The sequence below is a fragment of the Neobacillus sp. NPDC097160 genome, from assembly GCF_044762155.1.
In the GTDB taxonomy this organism is placed as follows: domain Bacteria; phylum Bacillota; class Bacilli; order Bacillales; family Cytobacillaceae; genus Neobacillus.
Map to the genome: position 1 here is coordinate 20,417 of NZ_JBIWDU010000016.1, position 21,730 is coordinate 42,146.

At 35.8% G+C, this 21,730-nt stretch carries 25 protein-coding genes and 1 pseudogene; 25 read left to right on the forward strand and 1 reads right to left on the reverse strand.

What is annotated here, in order from left to right:
• Nucleotides 1-16 precede the first annotated feature (16 nt).
• Nucleotides 17-370, reverse strand: coding sequence for a methyltransferase family protein (locus ACIQXV_RS21085; protein WP_402961835.1), 354 nt, complete (start codon nucleotides 368-370; stop codon nucleotides 17-19).
• A 485-nt stretch (nucleotides 371-855) separates the two neighbouring features.
• Here ACIQXV_RS21085 and ACIQXV_RS21090 point away from each other — a divergent pair, with 485 nt between their 5' ends.
• From ACIQXV_RS21090 to ACIQXV_RS21210, 25 genes and pseudogenes are all read left to right on the forward strand, one after another.
• Nucleotides 856-1,575 (forward strand): AraC family transcriptional regulator, encoded by a 720-nt coding sequence (locus ACIQXV_RS21090; protein WP_402961837.1) that lies wholly within the window; start codon nucleotides 856-858, stop codon nucleotides 1,573-1,575.
• A 103-nt stretch (nucleotides 1,576-1,678) separates the two neighbouring features.
• Nucleotides 1,679-2,593, forward strand: coding sequence for a DMT family transporter (locus ACIQXV_RS21095; protein WP_402961838.1), 915 nt, complete (start codon nucleotides 1,679-1,681; stop codon nucleotides 2,591-2,593).
• 50 nt (nucleotides 2,594-2,643) lie between these two features.
• A complete protein-coding gene (gene csaA, locus ACIQXV_RS21100) occupies nucleotides 2,644-2,976 on the forward strand; it encodes a chaperone CsaA (RefSeq protein WP_402962040.1) in 333 nt (110 codons plus the stop codon).
• Nucleotides 2,977-3,199: 223 nt separating this feature from the next.
• Nucleotides 3,200-3,397: a phosphoglycerate mutase family protein gene (locus tag ACIQXV_RS21105; protein ID WP_402961840.1), complete on the forward strand. Its 198-nt coding sequence runs from the start codon at nucleotides 3,200-3,202 to the stop codon at nucleotides 3,395-3,397.
• Between the two features lie 182 nt (nucleotides 3,398-3,579).
• Nucleotides 3,580-3,807, forward strand: a pseudogene (locus ACIQXV_RS21110) (GNAT family N-acetyltransferase); the annotation flags it as partial.
• 28 nt (nucleotides 3,808-3,835) lie between these two features.
• Entirely contained in the window at nucleotides 3,836-4,258 is a 423-nt protein-coding gene (locus ACIQXV_RS21115; RefSeq protein ID WP_402961842.1) for a MarR family winged helix-turn-helix transcriptional regulator, read from the forward strand.
• Nucleotides 4,259-4,426: 168 nt separating this feature from the next.
• A complete protein-coding gene (locus ACIQXV_RS21120; protein WP_402961843.1) occupies nucleotides 4,427-5,365 on the forward strand; it encodes a ring-cleaving dioxygenase in 939 nt (312 codons plus the stop codon).
• Nucleotides 5,366-5,388: 23 nt separating this feature from the next.
• Nucleotides 5,389-5,997, forward strand: coding sequence for a flavin reductase family protein (locus ACIQXV_RS21125; protein WP_402961845.1), 609 nt, complete (start codon nucleotides 5,389-5,391; stop codon nucleotides 5,995-5,997).
• 39 nt (nucleotides 5,998-6,036) lie between these two features.
• Nucleotides 6,037-6,981 (forward strand): ring-cleaving dioxygenase, encoded by a 945-nt coding sequence (locus ACIQXV_RS21130; RefSeq protein ID WP_402961847.1) that lies wholly within the window; start codon nucleotides 6,037-6,039, stop codon nucleotides 6,979-6,981.
• On the forward strand, nucleotides 6,978-7,592 hold the full coding sequence (locus ACIQXV_RS21135; protein WP_402962042.1) for an alpha/beta hydrolase: 615 nt from the start codon (nucleotides 6,978-6,980) through the stop codon (nucleotides 7,590-7,592). The genes ACIQXV_RS21130 and ACIQXV_RS21135 overlap by 4 nt, the downstream gene beginning before the upstream one ends.
• A 26-nt stretch (nucleotides 7,593-7,618) precedes the next feature.
• Complete coding sequence (locus ACIQXV_RS21140; RefSeq protein ID WP_402961848.1) at nucleotides 7,619-8,044, forward strand: DoxX family protein; 426 nt, start codon at nucleotides 7,619-7,621, stop codon at nucleotides 8,042-8,044.
• Between the two features lie 300 nt (nucleotides 8,045-8,344).
• Complete coding sequence (locus tag ACIQXV_RS21145; protein ID WP_402961850.1) at nucleotides 8,345-8,830, forward strand: CBO0543 family protein; 486 nt, start codon at nucleotides 8,345-8,347, stop codon at nucleotides 8,828-8,830.
• A gap of 14 nt (nucleotides 8,831-8,844) precedes the next feature.
• Entirely contained in the window at nucleotides 8,845-9,330 is a 486-nt protein-coding gene (locus tag ACIQXV_RS21150; protein ID WP_402961852.1) for a hypothetical protein, read from the forward strand.
• Nucleotides 9,331-9,524: 194 nt separating this feature from the next.
• Nucleotides 9,525-10,148: a sporulation-specific diadenylate cyclase CdaS gene (cdaS, locus tag ACIQXV_RS21155; RefSeq protein ID WP_402961853.1), complete on the forward strand. Its 624-nt coding sequence runs from the start codon at nucleotides 9,525-9,527 to the stop codon at nucleotides 10,146-10,148.
• Nucleotides 10,149-10,189: 41 nt separating this feature from the next.
• Complete coding sequence (locus tag ACIQXV_RS21160; RefSeq protein ID WP_402961855.1) at nucleotides 10,190-11,515, forward strand: glycoside hydrolase family 18 protein; 1,326 nt, start codon at nucleotides 10,190-10,192, stop codon at nucleotides 11,513-11,515.
• A 318-nt stretch (nucleotides 11,516-11,833) separates the two neighbouring features.
• The gene (gene rpiA, locus ACIQXV_RS21165; RefSeq protein ID WP_402961857.1) at nucleotides 11,834-12,505 is read left to right on the forward strand and encodes a ribose-5-phosphate isomerase RpiA; all 672 of its coding nucleotides are present in this window, start codon (nucleotides 11,834-11,836) and stop codon (nucleotides 12,503-12,505) included.
• A gap of 271 nt (nucleotides 12,506-12,776) precedes the next feature.
• Complete coding sequence (locus ACIQXV_RS21170; RefSeq protein ID WP_402961858.1) at nucleotides 12,777-13,274, forward strand: hypothetical protein; 498 nt, start codon at nucleotides 12,777-12,779, stop codon at nucleotides 13,272-13,274.
• 43 nt (nucleotides 13,275-13,317) lie between these two features.
• Entirely contained in the window at nucleotides 13,318-13,641 is a 324-nt protein-coding gene (locus ACIQXV_RS21175) for a winged helix-turn-helix transcriptional regulator (protein ID WP_402962044.1), read from the forward strand.
• A 296-nt stretch (nucleotides 13,642-13,937) separates the two neighbouring features.
• Nucleotides 13,938-14,072 carry a BA3454 family stress response protein gene (locus tag ACIQXV_RS21180; RefSeq protein ID WP_007084106.1) on the forward strand — a complete coding sequence of 45 codons (135 nt, stop codon included), beginning with the start codon at nucleotides 13,938-13,940 and terminating at the stop codon, nucleotides 14,070-14,072.
• A 41-nt stretch (nucleotides 14,073-14,113) separates the two neighbouring features.
• Nucleotides 14,114-15,061, forward strand: a complete 948-nt coding sequence (gene glpX / locus ACIQXV_RS21185; RefSeq protein ID WP_402961861.1) for a class II fructose-bisphosphatase — start codon at nucleotides 14,114-14,116, stop codon at nucleotides 15,059-15,061.
• A 54-nt stretch (nucleotides 15,062-15,115) separates the two neighbouring features.
• Nucleotides 15,116-16,618, forward strand: coding sequence for a glucose-6-phosphate dehydrogenase (gene zwf, locus ACIQXV_RS21190; RefSeq protein ID WP_402961862.1), 1,503 nt, complete (start codon nucleotides 15,116-15,118; stop codon nucleotides 16,616-16,618).
• Between the two features lie 27 nt (nucleotides 16,619-16,645).
• On the forward strand, nucleotides 16,646-18,640 hold the full coding sequence (gene tkt, locus ACIQXV_RS21195; protein ID WP_402961864.1) for a transketolase: 1,995 nt from the start codon (nucleotides 16,646-16,648) through the stop codon (nucleotides 18,638-18,640).
• A 49-nt stretch (nucleotides 18,641-18,689) separates the two neighbouring features.
• Nucleotides 18,690-19,583: a phosphogluconate dehydrogenase (NAD(+)-dependent, decarboxylating) gene (gnd, locus tag ACIQXV_RS21200; RefSeq protein WP_402961866.1), complete on the forward strand. Its 894-nt coding sequence runs from the start codon at nucleotides 18,690-18,692 to the stop codon at nucleotides 19,581-19,583.
• A gap of 30 nt (nucleotides 19,584-19,613) precedes the next feature.
• Nucleotides 19,614-20,282, forward strand: coding sequence for a fructose-6-phosphate aldolase (gene fsa, locus ACIQXV_RS21205; RefSeq protein WP_402961867.1), 669 nt, complete (start codon nucleotides 19,614-19,616; stop codon nucleotides 20,280-20,282).
• A gap of 100 nt (nucleotides 20,283-20,382) precedes the next feature.
• Complete coding sequence (locus tag ACIQXV_RS21210; protein WP_402961869.1) at nucleotides 20,383-21,720, forward strand: glucose-6-phosphate isomerase; 1,338 nt, start codon at nucleotides 20,383-20,385, stop codon at nucleotides 21,718-21,720.
• The last annotated feature ends 10 nt before the right edge of the window (nucleotides 21,721-21,730 follow it).

A 21,730-nucleotide genomic window follows, 5' to 3' on the forward strand; every position in this document is an offset into this window, starting at 1 on the left:
TATTATTTTGGTTTATCTAAAAATAACGTCTCACTCTATTCATATATTTTATATACTCTTCCCCAAATCTCTTGATACACCATCTTTCTTCTGAAAGAATAATCCAGTGCGCTGATATTTGGAAAACTATTAATAACCCAAGCAATATCCATGATTGTGTAAGCAATACACAACCCAAGAAGTAAATGAAATATGCAATGTACATAGGGTTACGGGATATTCGATATAACCCGTTTACATTTATCCCATTTATTTTAGGATTAGCATAATTTACTATAGATACCGCATATAAAACAATTCCTGAAATAAAGATTATTAGGCCGATATAAAACCTAAGTATAATTGGTATAACTGTCAAAAATGCATTCATTCTATCCCACCTTTTAGGTCTTTCATTTACAATTGAAGTTTATTGCTACATTATTTATATTACGATTACCCCAAAATATGTAGACTTACATTTATTCCAAACATATTCATCATCCGCACTTAAATACTTCACAAATATAACCCGCATTTTCCAAAGGTTACCTGTTCGTTTAACAAAAAACAATAATTAATTTCTAAAACAATAATATTAATTGATGCTATAATTGCTACCTCTTATTGAACCTGACCCTTAGATTTTAGCCCCAATTTACTTTGCGTTCTATAATATGACCCCTGTCACTATAGAACCATTTACATGAGAATTAGACTTCAATAAAATTAATAGTAGTTACACTTAGAGGGAAATGTTGGAGTAAAATTATTAACTTGTATTACAAAATGGACCATTGACTAAATAATTAAGGATACTTTCTGATACTTTTTTACTGGTACAATTTAATGATTACCCTATAGGGGGAATTTTACGTGGAGCCTTTAACAGATTTAATAGGAGAACTGAGGACATATAATCAGTGGGAAAACACTCATCAACATCAGTATGGTCAATTAATCTTTCCATTAGAAGGAAATCTTGTGATAAAAACTAAGATTCATAATCTACTATTAAACGATGATAAAATTTTCTTTTTACTTCCTAATTGCGAACATAGTTTTTTTTCAAAAACTTATAATAAGTTTCTGATTTTAAATATTCCTAAAACGTTCATTTCCTTAAAAAATCAGGATGGTTCAAGTATCGTTTATGATGTAAGTGAGAAATGGAAAGCAATAAGATATCTTGTATTAAATGAAATTAGTAAAGCTAACAATGACAATTCAGGATTGAGGGAACTTTTCTCATATGTATCGAGACAATTATATAACGAGCGAAAACCTCCATCTATTTTATTTATTCATCAAAATTACAATCAAAAACTTGGACTGAATACATTAGCTCAAATAGAAAATTATAATCCAACATACTACCTGGAATGGTTCTATAAGAATACAGGAAAAACTCCTTATCAATATATAACGGAAATTCGGGTAAAGAAAGCAAAAGAATTATTAGAACAAACTGACCTATCTCACTTAGAGATTGCAATTCAGATTGGATTTGAACATCAATCTTCCTTTACACGGGTATTTAAAAAAATCGAAGGAATAACTCCATCTCTTTACCGTAAATCGATCAGGGATAACTGAAGATTCGTAAAAAAAGCCTGAGTAAAGGAAAAATTTTAACTGCCAAACTGAGATAAAATTTATCTATAAAGAGACTTTATTGTAAGTAAAGGGGTGGTTAAAAATGTATTCTTTGTTGGGAATATTATTTACATTTATATGGGCAACTGGGTCGATTGCAATTAAATTTGGGTTGATGTCTGCTCCCCCGATAACACTAGCAACATTAAGATTATTGATAGCGGGAATGATGTTAATTATATATATTTATGGAATAAGATATAGGACTTATCGGATGCCAATGAAGTCAGAATGGATTCATTTAATTGTGTTAGGAATTTTAAACACTACGTTGTATATTGGAGGTACTTTTTTAGCTTTAAAACAAGTATCGGCGGGCTACTTTAATTTAGCGGTAACAGCTAACCCATTTGTTGTTTCATTATTTTCATGCTTATTATTAAAACAAACAATAAAAAAGAATGTATTGGTCGGAATGGTCATTGCAGCACTTGGTTTGTTAACGAGTACATATCCGGTATTCGTTCATAATTCCGCAACTTCCTTTGGTTTAATAATGCTGACTATCGGAATGTTATCAATGGCTTTTGGAAGTGTTTATTTTAAAAGGTGCAATTTAAGACTTCCGGGTATTGTAATAAATACTTGGCAAATATTAATTGGAAGTTTGTTTTTAATTCCTTTTTCTTATTTTCTTGAGAAAAACATAGATTTTAAGTTCGATGCTTACTTTTATGGCTCACTATTGTACTTAAGTCTAATAATTTCAATTCTAGGAATGATATTGTGGTTTTTTCTCCTAAAACATAATCCTGTAAAAGCAAATACTTGGCTATTTTTGTCACCTGTTTTTGGGTATATGTTAGCAGCTCTCTTTTTAGACGAAAAGCTTACTCTATATGATTTAATAGGAACATTGTTTATTGTACTAGGACTTTTTGTATCAGGTAATATAACCCTATTTAATAAAAATACCCTAAATTCGTTCAATATAAGACCTCTCAATCATAGAGACTAATTCTTTTGAATTTCAATTTTTCATTTTTATAGGAGGTAATAGTTTTGACCATAGCAACGATTGAAGATTTTCAAAAATTAGATATTCGTATTGGTACTGTAATAAGTGCTGAATCCTTTCCAGAGGCTCGTAAACCAGCAATTAAAATAGGAATTGACTTTGGTGAAGAATTAGGAATTAAGCAATCGAGTGCACAAATTACAAAAAGGTACACTCCAGAAATATTAATTGGTCGTCAAGTAGTGGCGGTTGTAAACTTTCCTCCACGTCGAATTGCTGGATTCAAATCTGAAGTATTGGTTATAGGTGGTGTTCAAGAAGAAGGTGATGTAATACTCTTAACGCCAGATAAGCCAGTTATAAATGGTACACCGATTGCCTAGAGTTTTGATGTTTATTGGGATTTAGAATAGAAATAAGTCGCTTCTTTATCGGGTACTTGTGTTCAAGAATGGGGCTTGCTATGGCAGCCCTTTTCTTATTCGAATAAAGGAGTTTAGTTGAAGAATGAATGGAATAAAATAGATTTATTTTTCGTAAAAAGATACTATATTGGTAGACATTATATGGAACTATTAATTTCACTTTTAGACGGAGGATAGCAATTTGGAGCAAACAATATATTTAATTAGACATGGGGAAACAGTTTTAAATACACAAGGAAGATACCAAGGTGAACTTGATTCTCCATTAACACAAGACGGAATCGAACAAGTGAAAAATATATCAAAGTTATTAAAACTTGTAATTGATGAGCCTAATGAATATGAAATTATTTCGAGTCCATTAGGTAGGACTTTGTAAAATTAATTCCTTAACTTTTTCATAGCTCATATATTAGATATTTTTTTCAACGCGTTTCCATGTAAGTTTATCTTCAGGCTTAAGTCCGTTAAATATAACAACGATGTCACCATCTATTAAGAAGAAATGGCAGCAGCAGCACATGGTTCAGTGTAATGAGTGAATTTACTGATATGATGAATGGATTTATTTACGAACTATTTGTTATAGAAGAATTTAGAGGGAAGGCGATTTCCAAACTGTTAATGAGAGCTGGTATTGACCATCTAAAACAAGATAGATACTCAGAAATCCGTCTAAGTGCATTCAACAAAAGTAACTCTATACTGAGTTGCTTTCACTTTTCCCAATTAACGATTGACACATTAGTTAACAGGTATTATAATTATCTCATATTCAAGATATTTTAATTCAAGATTTTTATGGGAGATGAAATGAATGGAGAGGAAGTGCACGAATTTACCCTTTCTGATATTAATGCAAACATCTAAAGCAATTCATGAGCGAATAAAGGAAGAAATGACAAAAAATAAGCTAAGTATAACGGAATTTTCTGTTTTAGAGGTTCTCTACCAAAAAGAGAAACAAACGATTCAAAAAATCGGAAATTGCATATTAATCTCAAGTGGTTCCATGACCTATGTTATAGATAAGCTAGAACAAAGAGGTTTATTAAGTAGAAATGCCTGTCCAGATGATCGTCGAGTTATACATGTGATATTAACTGATGATGGAAAGGAATTGATGGAGGAAATCATGCCGAAATATTATGAGTTAGTAGATAATATGTTTGATTCTTTAAATTCTAATGAGGCAGAGACATTGGTACATCTTTTGAAAAAAGTAAGGAATATAGTTTAAACTAGCATTTTTTAAAAAATTATATCTCGAATTCGAGATAAGATAAATGTTGGTTCATTTATCATTCGTAAATTAAAACAAATATTATGAGACTTTAATTTTATTAGTAGGAACAAAATAAGGTAAAGAGTTTCATGTTGATTTTACATTAAAAAGGAGTGTTAAAAAATGAGTAAGAAAATAATGGGTATCCACCATATCACAGCAATCGTCGGCCACCCTCAAGAGAATGTTGATTTCTATGCTGGGGTTTTAGGTTTACGTTTAGTTAAACAAACAGTCAATTTTGATGATCCAGGTACTTATCACCTTTATTTCGGAAATGAAGGAGGAAAACCTGGAACGATTATTACCTTCTTTCCATGGGCGGGAGCCCGCCAGGGAATCATTGGAGACGGTCAAGTAGGGGTTACTTCTTATGTAGTTCCGAAAGGTGCCATGGAATTTTGGGAAAATAGACTAGAAAAGTTCAACATTTCTTTTACTAAAATGGAACGCTTTGGAGAACAATTTTTGGAATTTGATGACCCACATGGACTTCACTTGGAAATTGTGGAAAGAGAAGAAGGGGAAGTTAATTCATGGTCATTCGGAGGGGTAACACCTGAAGTTGCCATCAAAGGGTTCGGTGGAGCTACTCTATTATCGGCTCAACCTAATAAAACAGCGGAACTTTTAGAAAATGTATTAGGACTAGAAAAAATTGGAACAGAGGGAGATTTTGTCCGTTTTCGTTCCTCAGCCGATATCGGCAATGTAATTGATCTAAAATTAACTTCAATTGGACGCGGTAAAATGGGTGTGGGAACAGTACACCACATTGCATGGCGTGCTATTGATGATGAAGATCAGTTAGATTGGAAAAAGTATGTTACTGCGAATGGCTATGGCGTCACACCTGTTCAGGATCGAAATTACTTTAACGCAATTTACTTTAGAGAGCATGGGGAAATTCTATTTGAAATTGCAACTGATCCTCCAGGATTTGCTCATGATGAATCCGTAGAGACAATGGGTGAAAAATTGATGCTGCCAGAACAGTATGAACAACATAGAGGACAGTTAGAACGAGCTTTGCTTCCGTTTGAAGTAAGAAAACTAGACTGATTATACGAAAAGGAATGATTTCTGTGCTCTCAATCGATCCAGCCTCATTGTCTGAAAGAGAAAATTATAAATTTCTAATTGGCAGCATTATACCCAGACCAATTGCTTTCGTCACAACGATTTCAAAAGACGGCGTTTTGAACGGTGCACCATTTAGTTATTTCAATATCGTGTCATCTAATCCCCCGATGATTTCATTATCTATTCAACGGTCAGGAGGGAGACATAAGGATACAGCGAGAAACATCATCGAGTCCAAGCAATTTGTGGTTCATATCGTTGACGAACAAAATGTTGAAAAGATAAATAAAACAGCAGCAAGCCTTTCCCCTGATCAAAGTGAAATTGAGTTAGCTAACTTAACTCCAGTCGAAAGTGTGAAAATATCAGTTCCTGGAGTTAAGGAAGCGAAAATCAGAATGGAATGTTCATTAGAGCACTCCTTAGAATTGGGAGGTCCGGAAACTCCAGGATGTGACATGATTATAGGAAAGGTTGTTCAGTTTCATATTGAGAGCGACATTTATGAAAACGGAAGAATCGATCCAATGGGCTTAACTGCTGTAAGTAGATTAGCTGGAAACTATTATGCAAAAATTGGTGAAATCTTTGAAATCGAAAGACCAAAATAATTCCTTATAAAATCCCATTGATGAAATGGAGAGGATAAAATGTCAAAGACAGCAGGTATCCATCATATCTCAGCGATGGTAAACGACGCCCAAAGAAATATAGACTTTTATGCAGGTGTGCTTGGGTTAAGGCTTGTTAAAAAAACGATAAATTTTGATCGGCCAGAAGTATATCATCTTTATTTTGGAAACGAAATGGGTCAACCAGGAACTATCATTACTTTTTTTCCATGGGCTAAACAGCTAAAAGGTCGAGTGGGTACAGGTCAGGTTGGTGTGACCAGCTATGTAATTCCGAAGGGCTCGGTTCCATTTTGGGAGAATCGATTGCGGAAATTCGGAGTTGAATTTACTTCCTCCATTCGTTTTGGGGAAACATATTTAAAATTTAATGATCCCGATGGACTCCAACTAGAACTGACAGAACGAGATGAAGGGCCAATGAACACTTGGAACTTTGGGGGAGTTCAAACTGAGAATGCCATTAAAGGATTTGGCGGTGCTGTTTTGTTTTCCGCACAGCCACATAAGACAACGGATGTTCTTGAAAATATTTTAGGGCTAGATTGCATTGGTCAAGAAAATGAATTTCTAAGATTTAAGTCTGAAGGAAATGTTGGAAACACCATTGATATTCACTTAAATCCTTCAGTCCGAGGGTTAATGGGAGCAGGAACGGTTCACCATATAGCATGGAGAGCGAAGGATGAAGAAGATCATCAAAGGTGGAGGTCAATTCTTTTAGAAAAAGGGTATTATCCAACAGAGATTATTGACCGAAATTACTTTAAAGCTCTTTATTTTCATGAAGAAGGGGGTATCCTCTTCGAAATAGCGACCGACCCGCCAGGTTTTGCGGTTGATGAACCTTCCAATGAACTTGGAAGAAAACTCATGCTGCCGTCTTGGTTAGAGTCAAAAAGAGAAGAATTACAAGAAACCTTACCACAGGTGGAGGTTCGTGTTCTGGAGGGAGATAAATAATGAAACATATATTCAATAAAGGCCAAGATCCAACAAAACCAACGTTATTATTGCTTCATGGTACTGGCGGCAATGAATTAGACCTGCTGCCACTTGCAGGAATGATCGATGATGAGGCAAATGTATTAAGCGTTCGTGGGAATGTATTAGAAAATGGGATGCCTCGGTTTTTCCGCAGATTAGCAGAAGGTGTCTTTGATGAAGAAGATCTAATTTTTCGAACAAAAGAATTAAATGAGTTTCTTGATGAAGCAGCAGAAGAGTATGGTTTCGACCGAGATAATATTATCGCAATTGGATACTCAAATGGAGCGAATATAGCAGCAAGTTTATTATTTCATTATCAAAATGCATTAAAGGGTGCGATTCTTCATCATCCAATGGTACCGAGAAAAGGAATGGATCTTCCTGACTTATCAGGTAAGTCTGTGTTTATTGCAGCTGGGACAAATGATCCGATCTGCTCGCCAATGGAATCGGCTGAACTACAAGAATTATTAGAAAATGCAAATGCAAAGGTAGAACTTCATTGGGAAAATAGAGGTCATCAATTAACAATGCAAGAAGTAGAAGCCGCTGCGACTTGGTATCGTACGGTAATGATCAAATAAATATTAGGTTAACGGAGAGGTAGAAAATGATGGTAAAAAACGAAATTGGAGCACTTATTTTACGAGTAACACTAGGGGCATTATTTTTAATTCACGGGATTGTAAAGTTTCAAGGTGGAATTGAAAATATCGTCGGATGGTTTGAAAGCATGGGATTACCAGGATTTATGGCATATGGAGTTGCTTTGCTCGAAATCGTGGGTGGTGTCGCGTTAATTATTGGATTAGCAACAAGATTTATATCTGCGTTGTTTGTACTACTAATGATAGGAGCCACACTAAAGGTGAAACTTGCGGTTGGTTTATTAGGAAATGGTCAAATGGCTGGATATGAGTTAGATTTAGCATTTTTCGCAATGGCAGTTTATCTTGTAATCAATGGGAGCAAATTATTATCAGTTAGCCAATTGATTTTCCATAAAGATTCAAATGAGTTCAATAGAGTTGCTTAATAATTTTAAAAGAGGTGTTGGTGATCCTTGCTGAGTATAAAACTGTCTATCCGACTTAATGAATGAAGTTGCATCAATAGAAAACCCTCATATTTTTTAATAAAAAACTAATCGGAACTCCGATTAGTTTTTCTAGTTTTTAGACATACGATTTTTTAATTTTTTTTGATATATTTTTCTATTCCTTTATATACTGTTTTTGTTTTTATTAAATAATACCATTCAAGCAGTTAAGAATAGGTATAAATAATTTTTTGAGGGTAATTTTAAAAAATAGTAAACAAAAAAGGATGATATCTAATGGAGAAAAAGTTGTTAAATTTACTTACTGGTTTGTGTGTAGTTGCCCTGCCATTCTTATTTAGAGGTTCAAAAATGAGAGAAAATCTTCTAATTTTCTTCTCGAAAGGGGTTCTTGCGACTCTGATTGATGCTTATGTTGTCGGAACCCAAAAAATAGAATATCCAGTTCGTCCTTTTGGGAATATTTTTAAAACTAATATTATTTTTGACATCTTGTTTTTTCCTATTTTAAGTGTCATTTGGGTGAAAATGTCCTATAATGATAATTTTTGGAAAATTCTGTTGAAAAGTTTGGTGTTTAGTGTTCCGATGAGCATCGGTCAGTGGTATTTTGAAAAGAATTCTAGATTATTTAAATGGAAAAAATGGTCCCCATTCCATACATTCGGTAGTGTGAGTTTTACTTTATTTACGATTAGGGGTTTGGTGGGATTAATAAAAAAGTTAGATAAATTAAAGGGTAATCAAAATATAACCGAATAATAAAGGTTGATATTATGAAAAAAACGTATAAGTTAGAAGCAATTCTTTGGAGTATTGCCTTTCCAGGTTTTGGTCAACTATTAAATGGTCACCTTTTAAAAGGAGTTTTGTTTATCCTTTTAGAATTCATCATTAATGTAAACAGTTTATTTAATCAAGCTATCATGTTTAGTTTTCTTGGGAAGATAAATGATGCTGCCAGAGTGGTTGATTACCAATGGCTTATGTTTTATCCATGTGTTTATATGTTTGCAATGTATGATGCCTATAAATATGCGGAAGGTGAGAATCCACGGTTATCGTTTATCCCATTCGCTTTTGGAGCCTATTTTGTCACAGTAGGTCTTATGTACTCACCAAAATTATTTTTCGGTATATCATTTGGCCCTATTTGGCTTCCTATATTGTCTTTGATACCTGGGTTAGGAATTGGATTTATAATTCGTTATATATTAATAAAAATTACTTCTAAAACCAATTATGGTGGGAGACCTTCTTAATTTAAAAAGAGCCTATCAACATGGGCTTTTTTTTGAGGCACATTAGCTGGGTTATTTGTTTTTGATTATCATCCAAATGAGAAACGGGCAGCTTATTAAGGTAAATTAGAATGAGGCTCAGAAGATTGCGTGGAAAAAGAATTTTTCTATTCAATAGATTTAAAAGGATAATACAGTAGATGGAGGGGAACAAGATGGACAGTCAAAATTGCGATTTTTCACCAATGAAACAAAATCTAGTAGATGGAATTCAACACCTAATTCATCAACTTCAATCAAATTTAAACGTACTCGGAAACGAAGACTATTGTGTTCTGGGAAGTCTAGAGGATGTTAAAGAACAGCTGAATTCAATTGAATCAATGGCGGCTTCTTTTTATTTAAATTGTTATTTATCGTCCTTTACTGACACATATGAGGATTTAACCGCTACAGCTCAGCATCTATCAAAACGTAAACATGGTGGGTTGATTGTAATTGAACGAAGTGACTCTATTGACAACATTATCCAAAAGGGAACAACTATAGGTGCAATGGTAACACCCAAGTTATTAGAATCCATTTTTTATCCGGGTAACCCGTTGCATGATGGGGCAGTATTAATCAGAGGTAACGTAGTTTATTCAGCAGCTAATATACTTCCATTAACGAAGATGATTACAGAAAAAAAACTTGGCACACGTCACCGTGCTGCTATAGGAGTATCGGAACAAAGTGATGCTCTTGCACTGGTGGTTTCTGAAGAAACAGGTAAAATTTCATTTGCCTTAAACGGAAAATTATATCCGATTAACACGACACAACAAATTGTGTTCTAGGTAACTAAAAGGATTAGGAAAAATTTATCAGGAGGATTTTTATGGCTAAGAAATTATTGATATTGATGATTGCAGCTTATATGGTAGTAATGACTCCCATTTTGACTTTTGCTCAAGTCATCCATGAAGTGAAGTCAGGAGATAGTCTTACCAAAATATCAAAGCAATACAAAATTGACAGTGATGAACTTGCTAAACTAAATGGTTTAGCTAAGAATAGCCAATTAGTCCTTGGCCAGGCGATGTTGATACCTGGTTCAACTTATTTTGTGCAAGCGGGTGACAGTATATGGGCGATTGCTAATCGTCATGCCATTAGCGAAGAAACATTAATGCAACAGAATCATTTAAAGAGTCGTGTCATTGTGCCCGGTCAGAAATTAAGTATTCCCCGTCCTCCAAAAATGAATGTATGGACCGGAACCTATTTTGTTCCAAAAGATAAGAATACCAACGCTTGGATGCTGAATAATTATAAAAAGACTCTTTCAAGTATTTTCGTGTTTGAGTATCGTTCCGATGAACAAGGTAACATCATTGAAACACCTGAAAACCAGGCACATAAGATTGCTTGGAAAGAGAACCTCTCACCATATGCTACAATTACAAATTTAAGTAAAAAAGGGTTTGATCCAAATCTTACACATCGATTAATAAGTACACCTTGGTTAAGAAAAAAGCTGGTTAATAATATTTATTCCCTATTGGATAGTCATGATTACAAAGGGATTGTCGTTGACTTTGAACAGGTGAAAACGCAAGATCGAGATAACCTAAATCTGTTTATTAAAGAATTAGCTGCAAAGCTTCATCCAGCAGGAATGGAAGTTATGATGGCCGTTCCCCCAAAAGAAGGAGATCGGGTCCCATCCTATTCCACAGCTTATGATTACAAAACGCTAGGGAAATACCTGGATAAAATGTTTTTGATGACATATGATTGGCATTGGCCTGGGGGTCCTTCTGGTCCAATTGCCCCAATAGACAGAGTCAAAGCCACGCTGGATTATGCTGTCTCAGTTGTTGATAGATCAAAGCTGATGCTGGGAATTCCACAATATGCGTATGATTGGGTAATAGGAAGTAATAAGCGTTCTGGCTCTGCTTATTCGACCCAACATGCCATTGATATATATACTGGATATCAAAGTCCGATTCACTATGATGAAAATGCTGCTGCCCCATCGTTTCGTTATGTTGATAATAAAGGAAAGTTACATGAAGTGTGGTTTGAAGACCCACGAAGCTTACTTGCTAAACTCCGTGTTATTCGACAATATGGATTAGCGGGGATGGGCTGCTGGCACCTTGGTCTAACTATGCCTCAGACCGAGGAAATGATACTAGATGAATTCAATGTGTATTGATTATAATAAATTATTATTAATTCGGGATATTTATTCTAAGAAGAAAATAAAAAGGAAAATCAATAATAATGAAAAACTAATCGGAAATTTCCCGATTAGTTTTTTGTAACAACCTCGAATAAACCAAAAATTAAATATCTTTAATTTGAAGTAATTTACTTGACGACGATTATTTTAAGAAATATTATAGTTACAAAAAGTAACTTTAAATCTAAAGCTACTTAAATAAAGAAAAGTTATAATTCGTGTAATGAACAATTTTTTTATATGTTTAACATATGAAGGAATTGGCTGCTAATTAATTGGAGGTAAAAATCCTTGAATGATAAAAAAGTGGTTGGAGAAAAGGCTGTAGAATACGTGAAAGATGGTATGGTAGTTGGACTTGGAACGGGGTCTACTGTATTTCATACCATTATTAAGCTTGGAAAATTGGTTGAAGAGGGACTGTCTATTAAAGGGATTCCAACTTCAAACCAAACGGAGAAATTGGCAATAGAAGTAGGAATCTCACTTGTTACGTTTAAGGAAGTAGAACAAATTGATTTGGCAATCGATGGTGCAGATGAAGTTGATGATGATTTTAATCTCATTAAAGGAGGAGGAGGAGCCCTTTTAAGAGAGAAAATTATCGCAAAAGCAGCTAAATCTTTTATCGTTATAGCCGACCCTCACAAAAGGGTGAGTAAATTAGGGTCATTCCCACTTCCAGTAGAAGTGGTGCCTTTTGGATATGAAATGACGATGAAGCATATCCAAAATCTTGGATGTAGCCCACAGCTAAGACATAACAATGGAATCCCATTTTTAACCGATAATGGCAACTATATTATTGATTGCATATTCCCCACAATAGGCCAACCTGGTGAACTCGAGAAAAACTTGAATCTGATCCCGGGTGTTGTCGAAAATGGACTTTTTGTTGGAATGGCCGATAAAGTCATTACCTTGAATAGAGAAAACAGCATTATCATTAATGGAAGAGTATAAGTTATTGACATAAAACAGAAAAAGTATTACAATTATCTCATGTTCGAGATATTTAAATTCGAGATAATGTGTTGGAAGTGGTTTAATGAAAGGAATATTGCAGAAACCAGGAACATATCAACTCATCAAACGAATTCATGAAGGAACAATGGAAAATATGGACGGAAATTAATTGTTACTCTTTTTTTGCCCATAAGGTTACTTTTTATACACATGTTACTTTTTGTTTTAAAAATTTATTATATAAAAAATAAAAAGTGAGGTTTTTATAATGAACTTGTTAGAATCAAAGGTTATCCAAACTAAGTTAGAAAAGGAAATATTTATTGACGAAATATCAAACATTGAACTTAGTGGTTTTCAATATCCAAATAAGAACTTTCCTTATTATGAAATGATGGTTGGCGTAGATTTAATGCGGATACGGAATAATGAATTTTATGGAACGAAAAAAAGCTACTTTGGTTTAAGAATTACAGAGGATTTACAATCTATCGTTATATTTAATCCGGATCAACAAAGTATCTTTGCAGTTAAGAATGAACTGGAAAAGCAGGCTGCAATCGAACTAATTGATTATTTATTAATTGAATCTCCAAAATTCAAGGAATTAGTAAGACAAATGATCTATAATAATAAACAAGCAAACGTTGTTAGTGATATAGAAATCCAGGAAAATAATGCAAAACTTTCAGTGTTAGAAGGATTATTAAACGTTCCTAATCTAGTTGTTAAAATTGCTGTACAAAAGAAAAATATAGCTTGTTGATAATTTTTTTCTGATTCCAATAAAAAGGAGAGTGAGATATTTGATTGAAGAACAGGCAGAACTTTGTCCGGAGATTGAAAAATCTTTTGAATTAATTGGAAAAAGATGGACGGGGTTAATTATTTATGTGTTATTTAGTGGTCCAAAACGCTTTAGTGAAATTCATACGATGATACCTGATTTAAGTAAGCGAGTGCTAACGGAGAGAATGAAAGAATTGGAAGAGCATGGGATTGTATTACGTCATGTAATTCCTGAAAGGCCAATAAGAACAGAATACTTATTAACCAAAAAAGGAAATGAGCTGGCAAAAATTCTCGGACCTATTAGTCAGTGGGCCATTAAATGGATGAAAGTAATAAAGTGAGGCAATCCCAAAAGTACAATCTTTTGGGATATTTATTTGTTGATTTAACCTTGAAAACTTCAATGATTTACCAGTTCACAAATTAGACACAAATATCTTGACGAATGAATAAAAAAGTTTTATTATGGTTACATAAAGTTACCTAGGAACAAAAATACTAAAAAATATTATGGTATTTGTAGGCGATAGGGGCTTTTCTTTTTCAGTAATATCTCGAATTAAAGAATTTCAAATTGAGGGCAATTTAAGCGGATATAGGAATAAGTTTAAAAAGTTGTCGAAAGGAGAGGCAGGACATGATCGAAGTAACGGTTACAGTTTCATTTAAAGGAAAAAATTATAAAACAAATGTCATTGCTAAAAAAGGTATAACCAATAAAGCAATTAAGAATATTGCCGAAAAACAGGTATTAAAACAATGGAGTGAATAAATTGTCAAATTAAAAATCTAATAACGAAGGGGGAATATAAGATGGACAGGAATTTTTCAATGGAACTTGTTCGAGTCACTGAAGCCGCGGCTTTAGCTGCTGGAAGATGGATGGGTAGAGGGAAAAAAGACGAAGCAGATGAAGCAGCAACTCAGGCAATGAGAGACATGTTTAATTCCATTCATATGAGAGGTACCGTTGTTATTGGTGAAGGGGAGATGGACGAGGCCCCTATGTTATATATTGGTGAACAACTAGGCATAGGTGATGGACCTAAAGTAGATATTGCTGTTGACCCATTAGAGGGAACCAATATTGTTGCTGCAGGAACATGGAATGCACTTGCTACTATAGCAGTCGCAGAGCATGGAAATCTATTACATGCACCAGACATGTATATGGAAAAAATTGCTGTAGGGCCTGAATCTGTAGGGAAAATTGATATTAATGCACCAGTCATAGACAATCTAACAGCAGTCGCAAAGGCAAAAAATAAAAATATTGAAGACCTAGTTGTGGCTATTTTAGATCGTGAACGACATAAAAAAATGATTCAGGAAATTCGTGATTCTGGAGCAAGAATTAAACTTATGCAAGACGGTGATGTGGCAGCTGCCATAAATACAGCATTTGAAAATACGGGTGTTGATATCATGCTTGGTTCAGGGGGCGCCCCTGAAGGTGTATTGGCTGCCACCGCATTGAAAAGCTTAGGAGGAGAATTCCAAGGCAAGCTTCTTCCACACACAGAAGAGGAAAAAATTCGTTTAAAGAAAATGGGCATTAACGACTTTAATAAAGTTTTATTAATGGATGACATTGTGAAAGGCGATGATGCTTATTTTGTAGCAACAGGTGTAACAAATGGTGAACTTCTGAGAGGTGTCCAATATAAAGGGAATGTTGGGACAACACATTCTGTAGTTATCCGTGCTAAGACTGGGACAGTTCGGTTTATCGAGGGACAACATGGTTTAAACAAGAAATAAGAAGAATTAACAGTGAAAATAATTTGAAGAAAGCAGCAGCAAGGAGGAATGAATATGAATGGAATGACTTTCGTCTTATTTGGCGCAACAGGTGATTTAGCGAAACGGAAAATATTCCCTGCCTTATATAATTTATATCATGATCAAAAAATGCCTCAGTCCATTTCAATCATTGGCCTAGGTAGACGTGAAATGTCCGATGGTAAGTTTCAAAATCATGTTGAGCAATCAATCAAGACATTTTCGAGGCGCGTTGTGGATAATGGCGACAAAATGGAAGCTTTTCTTGGTGCATTTCGTTACCAGACTCTCGATGCAACAAACGCGGATGACTATGGGAAGCTTTTAAATCTCGTTCAACAACGTGAAAGTGAACTAAATATTCCCGGAAATCGAATGTTCTACCTATCTGTCGGACCATCTTTCTTTGAGACAATCGCCTTGAATATTAAAGGAAGTGGATTAGGTTCTACAAAGGGGTGGAAACGACTAATCATTGAAAAACCGTTTGGACGAGATTTAGAGTCAGCTCGGGAGCTAAATGCAAACTTAAGTAAAGCTTTTGAAGAAGATGAAATCTATCGAATTGATCATTACCTAGGTAAGTCAATGATTCAAAACTTAGGAGATTTACAATTTTTAAATCCTGTCATTCAAACCCTATTGAACAATCAGCATATTGCAAATGTCCAAATTACGGCAAGTGAAACGGTTGGGGTTGAGGAACGCGCAGGATATTATGATCAATCTGGTGCCATTCGCGATATGGTCCAAAATCATATGCTGCAAATCTTAATGATGACAGCCATGCATATGCCAAAGAAAATCAGTCCGCAGGAAATTCGAAATGAAAAGAAGATAGTGATCGAATCTGTTCGCCACATAAAGAAAGAAGATGTAATCCTAAATGTTGTTCGTGGTCAATATCGTTCAGGAGAGATAGTGGGGCAGCCAGTTATATGTTATCGAAATGAACCGGGAATTGAAGCTTCCTCCCAAAATGATACCTTTGTGGCAGCAAGACTTTGGATTGACAATCCATTTTGGCAAGGGGTGCCATTCTATATTCGAACTGGAAAAAGAATGGCTGAGAAATCTACACGGATTGTCATTGAATTCAAAAATGCAGGTCATAAGGGTTCGGCAAAAAAAGTGGCATCCAATCTTTTGATTATCGAGATCGGTCCAAATGAAAAAGTAACCTTACAACTAAACAGCAGGAATCCTAGAAATGGAAAAGTTGAACCCGTGAAAATTGGTTTTTCAACTGAACAAAAAGAAGTACCTGAAGCATATGAACGTTTGATATTTGATGCTATTCGTGGGGATTCTACGTTCTTTGCTCATTGGAAAGAGGTAGAATTGTCATGGGAATGGGTACAGCCTATTCTTGAGGCCTTTAATGAAAATCTCTTACCCCTTCATTTATATCCAGCAGGTTCCAATGGCCCTAAGGCAGCAGATCGATTGCTTGAAGAGGACGGATTCAAATGGTGGCTGGATGATGAAAAGGTACAAGATTTAAGTGAGTCCGTTCAAGAATTAGTGGCACAATAAGAAAGTTCCGAGGAGGAAGGAAATTTTATGAGTAGAGCAATTGAAACGTTAGCTGTGAATACGATTCGTACTTTATCAATCGATGCCATCAACCGTGCAAACTCTGGTCATCCAGGCTTGCCAATGGGAGCAGCACCAATGGCTTATGCACTTTGGGCAAATCATTTATCACATAATCCCAATCATTCAAAATGGTTCAATCGTGATCGCTTCGTTTTATCAGCTGGTCATGGTTCTAGTATGTTATATAGCTTGCTCCATCTTAGCGGCTATGATGTCTCTATCGAAGATCTGAAAAGCTTTCGTAAATTAAACAGTAGAACCCCTGGTCACCCTGAATTTGGTCATACGGATGGTGTTGATGTAACAACTGGCCCATTAGGACAAGGAATAGCCAATGCTGTAGGGATGGCAATGGCAGAAGCGCATTTAGCTGCGAAATTTAATAAAGATGCATTCCCAGTGGTTGATCACTATACGTACACATTAGTTGGCGATGGTGATTTATCGGAAGGTATTTCCTATGAAGCCATGTCAATGGCTGGCCATATGAAACTAGGAAAGTTAATTGCTTTATATGATTCCAACGATATTTCACTTGATGGGGAATTAAATCTTTCCTTCTCTGAAGATATTAAAAAAAGAGCGGAATCCCTTCATTGGCAATATCTTCGAGTAGAAGATGGAAATAATGTCGAAGAAATCACAAAAACCATTGCAGAAGCTAAATTAAATCAAGAGCAGCCAACTTTAATCGAAGTTAGAACGATTATCGGTTTTGGCAGCCCTAAAGTTGCCGGGACGAATAAAGCACACGGTAATCCACTTGGAGCTGAGGAAGCGAAAGAAACCAAAAAGGTGTATGGCTGGGAATACGAAGAAGATTTTTATGTACCGGAAGAAGTAAAAGCTCACTTTGAAGCACTGAAACAAAATGGAGTGCAAGCTGAAAATAAATGGGATGAATTGTTCAAAGCCTATAAAGAAGCGTATCCTCAACTTGCAAGTGAACTAGAGGATGCAATAGAAGGAAAAGTATTGATCGATGTAAAAGATATCTTAACTTTCAATCCTGAAAAAACTGTTTCAACACGTGTTGCTAGTGGTGAAGCCATCAATCATTTTGTGAAATTGGTTCCTGCTATTTTTGGAGGAAGTGCAGACCTTTCTCACTCTACTATGACTGATATCAAAGGGGAAGCGGCTTATGCTGTTGAATCTTTTGCTGGCAGAAACGTATACTTTGGCGTTCGTGAACATGCAATGGGAGCGGCTGGTAACGGAATGGCGCTTCATGGCGGCGTGAAGCCATTTGTAAGTACTTTCTTTGTTTTTAATGATTACTTACGGCCTTCGATTCGTTTGGCAGCCCTGCAAAAACTACCTGTTACTTATGTATTTACACATGATTCTATTGCTGTTGGTGAAGACGGCCCGACACACGAACCAATTGAACAGTTGACTTCTCTTCGTGCTATTCCTGGTCTTACAGTTATACGTCCTTCTGATGCAAATGAAACAGCGAGTGCTTGGGCATATGCACTTCAAAACACAGATGGTCCGGTAGCACTGATACTTAGCCGTCAAAATTTACCGGTATTTAACGAAACAAAAGCAAATATCGAAGATATGTCAAAAGGCGCTTATGTGTTGGCAGAAACCAATAAAAATCCAGATGTTATCTTAATCGCAACAGGCTCTGAAGTAGCATTGGCTGTGAATGCAAAAACTGAACTTGAAAGAGAACATGTATCCGTTCGTGTGGTTGCTATGCCAAGTTGGGAACTTTTCAATCGCCAATCTGACCAATATAAAGAGTTTGTGCTTCCATCTACCATAAAAAAACGAGTGGCAATTGAAATGGGGATCTCTCTTGGCTGGGAACGCTATGTAGGACAAGAAGGAAAAATAATCTCTATTGAGACATTCGGTGCATCTGGAACAGGAGCGGCTGTCATGGAGTTATTTGGATTTACGACTGACAATGTTGTTCAAACAACCAAAGGACTATTAAATTCTTAAAAGTGAAACATACTATTTTATGTAAAGATACATTTGAGGAGGAAGAAAAATGCAACTAGGATTAATTGGATTAGGTAAAATGGGGCTAAATCTAGGTAAAAACTTAATTGACCATAAGCATCAAGTTGCAGCATATGATTTAAATCCAAATGCTGTAGAGGAAATACAACAATATGGAGCAAAAGGTACTACTAATCTAAGTGAGTTGTTCCAATCATTAGTCAAACCAAGAGTAATTTGGATCATGGTACCACACACTGTTGTGGACTCAGTGCTTAGTGAAATCACACCGTTTTTAGAAAAAGGCGATATTGTAATCGAAGCTGGAAACTCTCATTATAAAGAATCCATTCGCCGTTATAACCAACTAAAAGAGATAGGTGTTAGCTATATGGACGCTGGAACATCTGGCGGAATGGCAGGAGCTCGTAATGGTGCGAACTATATGGTAGGTGGAGATCCGGAAGCCTGGGCGGTTGTCGAACCTATTTTCCGTGATACAGCTGTAGAAAATGGTTATATATTTACAGGTAAAGCGGGGGGCGGCCATTTCCTTAAAATGGTTCATAATGGAATTGAGTATGGCATGATGGCTGCAATAGGTGAAGGATTTGAGGTATTAGAAAAAAGTGAATTTGATTACGACTATGAGAAAGTAGCCCGAGTATGGAATAACGGTTCTGTTATTCGCTCATGGTTAATGGAATTAACCGAAAAGGCATTTTCAAAAGATGGGAAACTGGATGAAATCAAAGGTATTATGCATTCTTCCGGTGAAGGGAAATGGACGGTTGAAACGGCTCTAGATCTTCAAGTCGCCGCGCCAGTTATCACCATGTCCTTGTTGATGCGTAATCGTTCATTAGAAAATGATACATTTACAGGAAAAGTTGTCGCCGCTCTTCGCAACGAGTTTGGTGGACATGCTGTAGAAAAAAATTAAAAACTATTATTTAAATGGAGGAATATGATCATGAAATTTTTTATCGATACTGCAAACCTAGTGGATATTAAAAAGGCTTATAAAATGGGTGTATTATCTGGTGTAACAACAAATCCATCGTTAGTTGCGAAAGAAGGTGTGAAATTCGAAGATCGGATTGAGGAAATTCTCCAAGCCGTACCTGAAGTGGAATCTGTTTCTGCGGAAGTATCACCATATGCCGAAACAGCTGAACAAATGATTGCAGAAGCGGAAGAGCTAATCAAAATTAATGGCGGGGATGAAAAAGTCACCATTAAAGTTCCGATGACAGTTGCAGGCTTAGAGACTACTCGTTATCTTGCCAAAAAAGGCGTTAAAGTCAATGTAACACTGATCTTCACAGTGAACCAGGCGCTATTAGCAGCTCGTGCAGGGGCAACATATGTTTCACCATTCCTAGGCCGTCTAGATGATATTTCTGAAGACGGTGTACTATTAGTATCGAAAATCGCAGAATTATTCCGGATTCATAACTTGGATGCCCAAATCATTGCTGCATCCGTCCGTCACCCTGACCATGTAACACGTGTAGCGATGGCAGGTGCTCATATTGCTACAATCCCTTACAGTGTCATTGAGCAACTTACTAAACACCCATTAACAGACCAAGGCATTGAAAAATTCGCAGCGGATTGGGCAAAAGCACCTAAAAACTAAGTTATATTTTTAGAGTATCCAGCTTAAGATAGTTCATTAGAGATCAATCGGCTAATCTCCGATTGATCCACATCATAAGATGATATTAGGAGGATCTACAATGACTATTTCTTTTGATTATTCAAACGCGTTATCATTCATGCAACAAAATGAAGTTGATTATTTAGATGAATTCGTGAAAGTTGCCCATAATAGGTTACACGAAAAGAAAGGGCCAGGGTCTGATTTTCTTGGATGGGTCGATTTACCAAATAACTATGATAAAGAAGAATTTTCAAGAATAAAAAAAGCTGCTGAAAAAATTCGCAGTCATTCAGAGGCCTTGGTTGTAATTGGGATCGGAGGCTCATACTTAGGGGCAAGAGCTGCCATTGAAGCACTATCGCATACCTTCCACAATCAAATGAGTGGTACAACTCAAGTATATTTTGCAGGTAATAACATTAGTTCTACATATATTACACATTTACTTGAATTATTAGAAGGGAAAGACATTTCGATAAATGTGATTTCAAAATCTGGAACAACAACCGAACCAGCTGTTGCCTTTCGTATTTTCCGTGACTACATGGAGAAGAAATACGGAAAAGAAGAAATGAAAAACCGCATTTTTATTACAACAGATAAAGAAAAAGGAGCTCTTAAAACATTAGCAGATGCAGAAGGATATGAAACATTTGTTATTCCTGATGATGTCGGTGGAAGATATTCCATTTTAACTGCCGTAGGTCTCTTGCCAATCGCGACAGCTGGCCTTGATATCGATCAAATGATGGCTGGGGCAATGGCAGCTGCTAAAAAATACAATAACCCAGAGCTCTCAACAAATGAAAGTTACCAATATGCAGCAGTTCGTAATGCTCTTTACCGTAAAGGAAAAACAATAGAACTTCTAGTAAACTATGAACCATCTCTTCATTATGTTTCTGAATGGTGGAAACAATTAAATGGTGAGAGTGAAGGAAAAGATCAAAAAGGACTATTTCCTGCTTCTGTTGACTTTTCTACAGATTTACACTCGATGGGACAATATGTACAAGAGGGGCGACGTGACTTAATTGAAACGGTTCTTCAGGTGAAGAAGCCAAAAATTGAGTTAACCATTAAAGAAGATCCAGATAATATTGATGGCTTGAACTTTCTAGCTGGAAAATCAATGGATGAAGTAAATAAAAAGGCGTTTCAAGGGACCGTCCTGGCACATGTGGATGGCGGAGTACCAAATTTAGTCGTTGAATTGGATGAATTAAATGAATATGCCTTCGGTGAAATGGTGTACTTCTTTGAAAAAGCTACGGCTATAAGCGGGCATTTGTTAGGTGTCAATCCATTTGATCAACCAGGTGTAGAAGCATATAAAAAGAATATGTTTGCTTTGCTTGGCAAACCGGGATTTGAAGCGGAAAAAGAAGTTTTATTAAAACGTTTATCTAAATAACCTCAGCATA